General features: G+C 54.0%; 2 protein-coding genes and 2 pseudogenes. 2 read left to right on the top strand and 2 right to left on the bottom strand.

Annotated features, from left to right (window positions below; all coding sequences use genetic code 11):
• The first annotated feature begins 444 nt into the window (after positions 1-444).
• Both XBLMG947_RS22170 and XBLMG947_RS20240 read left to right on the top strand, forming a co-directional pair.
• Positions 445-897, top strand: a complete 453-nt coding sequence (locus tag XBLMG947_RS22170; RefSeq protein WP_104537040.1) for a DUF3304 domain-containing protein — start codon at positions 445-447, stop codon at positions 895-897.
• Complete coding sequence (locus XBLMG947_RS20240; RefSeq protein WP_139074459.1) at positions 894-2906, top strand: phospholipase effector Tle1 domain-containing protein; 2013 nt, start codon at positions 894-896, stop codon at positions 2904-2906. Before XBLMG947_RS22170 ends, XBLMG947_RS20240 begins: the two co-directional genes overlap by 4 nt.
• Positions 2907-2910: 4 nt before the next feature.
• On the opposite strand, the pseudogene XBLMG947_RS23015 reads toward XBLMG947_RS20240, so the two are convergent.
• Both XBLMG947_RS23015 and XBLMG947_RS20245 read right to left on the bottom strand, forming a co-directional pair.
• Positions 2911-3030 (bottom strand): annotated as a pseudogene (locus XBLMG947_RS23015) (winged helix-turn-helix domain-containing protein); the annotation flags it as partial.
• A gap of 177 nt (positions 3031-3207) precedes the next feature.
• Positions 3208-3778 (bottom strand): annotated as a pseudogene (locus tag XBLMG947_RS20245) (integrase core domain-containing protein); the annotation flags it as partial.

The raw sequence follows: 3778 nt of genomic DNA on the forward strand, positions 1-3778 counted from the left end.
GCAATCTAAAACCGTATGCGTGACCGGATACAATGAATACGAAAAGCAGATTTATGAGTTTTGGCTGGATAACGAGTCAAAAGCTGGGTGTTTTGGTAATCCGCCAGGTAAGTCAGCTGGAAGTCATTGGGGGGGGCGGTGGGAAGTTTTCTTGTGGCTGTAAAGTGACGCCTGGTAAGGTCGTCAATCTTTACTGGACATTTGAGCAGACTAGGCAGGAGTACGATTCCGGTGTGAAGCCCGAGGAACACACCATAAGAGTCCAAACGCCGCAACCACAATCATCCAGTTCACGATATTTCAGGATTTTCTTTCGTAAGAATGGAACGGCGTCTTTGCAATGGGTGGATGACATGGGCGCGGATGAGCTTCCTCCAACCCCGTCGATTGATAAATAATAATGGTCTTTGAGGCACCTACGGCATGAGAATTATTAGATTTTTGATGGTGGTGTTTATCTTCTTGCTGGGCGCTTGTAAGGATGGGTTTTCTCAGTCTAGAACTGTATGTGTCACTGGCTACAATGAGTACGAAAAAAAAATCCATGAGTTTTGGCTGGATAATGAATCCAGTTCAGGCTGTTTTGGAAATCCATCAGGACGAGAAAGTGGTGATACGTGGGGGGGCGGTGGAGCATTCTCCTGCGGCTGCAATATAACGCCCGGAAAGACTGTTAATTTGCAGTGGAAATTTGTTATGCCTAAAGAGGATTTTTATGCTGGTAAAAAGGCTGAAGAGCATGAAATAAAAGTGACTATCCCTCAGCCTGAATCAAGAAATTCTCGGTATTTCAGAGTCTATTTTCGGAAAGATGGAACGGCGTCTTTGCAATGGGTAGATGATATGGGAGCAGAAGAATTGCCCGCAACGTCCGATGGAAAAGGAGATTCCAAGTGAGTCAAGTGAGAAAAGAAAGTATAGACTCAGAACAAAAGCGCGCATTTCTTGATCGCACAAAAGTCGAGGCTGAACAGAGATGCCCGGCCTGCCAACAGGTTCTCTGGTTGAGTTTTTTCTTTGATGGATTTGGCTTTACTAATAAATCTGGCCCTGAGAGTAATATAGTAAAGATATATTCGGCTTTAATTGATAACGTGGATAAGTCTGCGCGACGATTTTATTATCCAGGACTGGGCGCAGAGTTCGACCCCGAAAACGCCGCACTTGCAGCCGCCCTGGGCGATAAAGCCGGTAAGGAGATCGAGGACAAGGTCAGTTCTGCGCCGAAAGATGCCGCCAAGGGCGCGGTGCTGGATGTCTGGAAGGAAAGCGAACGGCTGAGCGACAAGTCCTACGCCAATCGTGCGGTCTGGACCGCTGGCGAGGTCGTAGATCGTGCGAGCAAGCAAGCGAAGCAGATTGCCAGGACGGTCCAGAAGCCCGTTACCACGGTGGCTAAGCAAGGCTGGAAACAATTGCGCAAGGAATGGCGTGCGCTCTGGAAAGACGTGGTCAGGCACCCGTGGCGCGCAGCCAAGGATGCTGGCGCGGCCGTGGCCAAGAATTCCGCTGGCTATGGGGCAGAAAGCGTCGGCCTGATCCGCGACTCGACCCTGGGTGCGGCGCTGTTCAACACGGGCGTGGATACGCGCCTGAAATCGGCCGAGACCGATTTCAAGGCCGCGTTCGCACTGGCCAAGGCCAGGCTGCCGGTGCACAGGGTCAACGTGGCGATCTTTGGCTACGACATGGGCGGCGGGATCGCGCTTGCGTTCAGCAAGCTGCTGATCGACGACATCTGCGCGAGTGGTCGCTACCAGGCGGTCGAGGTCAAGATCCACTTTATGGGCCTGTTCGATTGCGTGACGAATCGCTACGACGATAATCTGCTGACCGGATTCATCCCGCTCAGCAATAAGGTGTCGTCGGAGATGAGGTTGCTGCCGGAGGTCGAACGCTGCGTGCATTATGCGGCAGCGCATGAACTGCGCTTCTACAAGCCATTGACGATGATCGGAGGCAGTCCAGGCGCAACTGGAAATCGTCAAGAACTCTTATTTCCAGGAAGCCAGGTGGACGTCGGGGGAGGTGCCGAAGCCGAGGAAGAGGGGGTGCTCGATGGGATGGCCCGCTATCCACTACAGTTGATGTACAACCGAGCTTACGGCGCGGGAATTCCCATGCCAAGCTTAACCGAATTAGAAGATCTCGATATCGCTTTATATGTTAAATTTGTAGTAGATAGTGAAGTCAAAGAATTCCAGCGCAAGTATCGCGATGCCTTAACAAAACTTGTCGAAGAAACAAAAGAAATCAGCCCCGCAGTAATCCGCCTGAACCTTCCATACGTCTGCACCTACACCAAGCCCGGCCAACGCACAGCCGAGCAGGAAAGCCAGTGCTATGTGCCGCCGGAGCCGCTGGTGGTGCGCACGCTGCCCAAGGACATCCAGGGGCAGATGAAGGGGCATATGATCGTCTACATCCAGTGGCTGCGGATGTGGTACGAACAATTCGCCAAGACTGCCAATGAACATACAGACTCCTGGTTGTTGGGTGCCCCGAAATATCCCGCCGCCAAAGGCCGGTACGACAAGCTCGCGGCCGAACTGAGGTATCTGGAACGCAACGCGCGTTCGGTCGATACTTTCGACATGGACCAGGCAAAGAAACAGATCGACGGAGAGGTCGCCTCCAATCTCTTTGTCACCGATCCGCAAGGCCAAGCGCTTTATTGGATATGGAACAACCCTGGTAAGCGACTGCCAGAGGTCGAGGCGCTGTATGGCGGGTTTCTTGAATATGTCCACGACAGCATGGCAGAGAGCAGCCTTGAGGGTGCGTACGGTTCGTTCGTCGCCTCCAAGCACTACATGAACCGCCGCCCGATGCAGAAGATCGAGACCAAACCCGACAAGAGTTTCTTGGGGGATTTGTGGGAGTCCTATAAAAACCTCTACAAATAGTGTGCGCACTGAATACGAGCAACTGCATGAGCCGGCCAACCGTGGCGATCAACAGTGTCTTGCCGAACTGCCGGTTGATCAGTGCGCCGATCAGCGACAGCGTCCACAGCCCAAACTCGAACTGGAGGGTCGGCAGGGATTCGTGCAAAAAACAGCCAAAAGTGGGTTGACTTGCTGTTAGCCAAGAATTTTTTTCACAGATTCCTGCCGACCCTCAATCCCGGCCGCGTGTACTCCGGAATAGTCCTTGCGTGCTCTGCTGTGGTAATCCCCCCGCTTTTAGCGGACGCCAGAAGTGGAGTTATGCAGCCATCGCCAGTTTCATCGCTGGCGTGATGCCGCCTAGCGCCATGTTCGGGCGCTCATGGTTGTACGTCCATAGCCAGCGCGTGGCCTTGTCCTGCACCTGCGCGATGGTGTCGAACAGGGTGCGGGCCAGCCAGGCGTAGCGGACCGTGCGGTTGTAACGTTCAACGTAGGCGTTGTGTTGTGGCTTGCCCGGCTGGATGTGCTCGATGCGGATGCCGTTGCGTTCCGCCCACGCCAGCAGTGCTCCGCTGAGGTATTCGGGCCCGTTATCGCAGCGAATGATGTGTGGCTTGCCGCGCCACTCGATGACCTGCTCCAACGATCGGATCACCCGGGCAGATGGCAGCGACAGGTCAACCTCGATCGCCAGCGCCTCGCGATTGACGTCATCCAGGACGTTGAACAACCGGAAGCTGCGACCATCGGCCAACTGGTCATGCATGCAGTCCATCGACCAGACCGTGTTGATCGATTCCGGTACTGCTAGCGGTTCGGGCTTCTCGCGCACCAGTCACTTCTTCGGTTTGATCCGCAGGTTTAACTCCAACTCCCGGTAGATCCGG

This window comes from Xanthomonas bromi (assembly GCF_900092025.1).
Lineage (GTDB): Bacteria > Pseudomonadota > Gammaproteobacteria > Xanthomonadales > Xanthomonadaceae > Xanthomonas > Xanthomonas bromi.

Coding starts and splice junctions, on each gene's coding strand:
- XBLMG947_RS22170 (WP_104537040.1), top strand. CDS start 445: ATGGTGGTGTTTATCTTCTTGCTGGGCGCTTGTAAGGATGGGTTTTCT.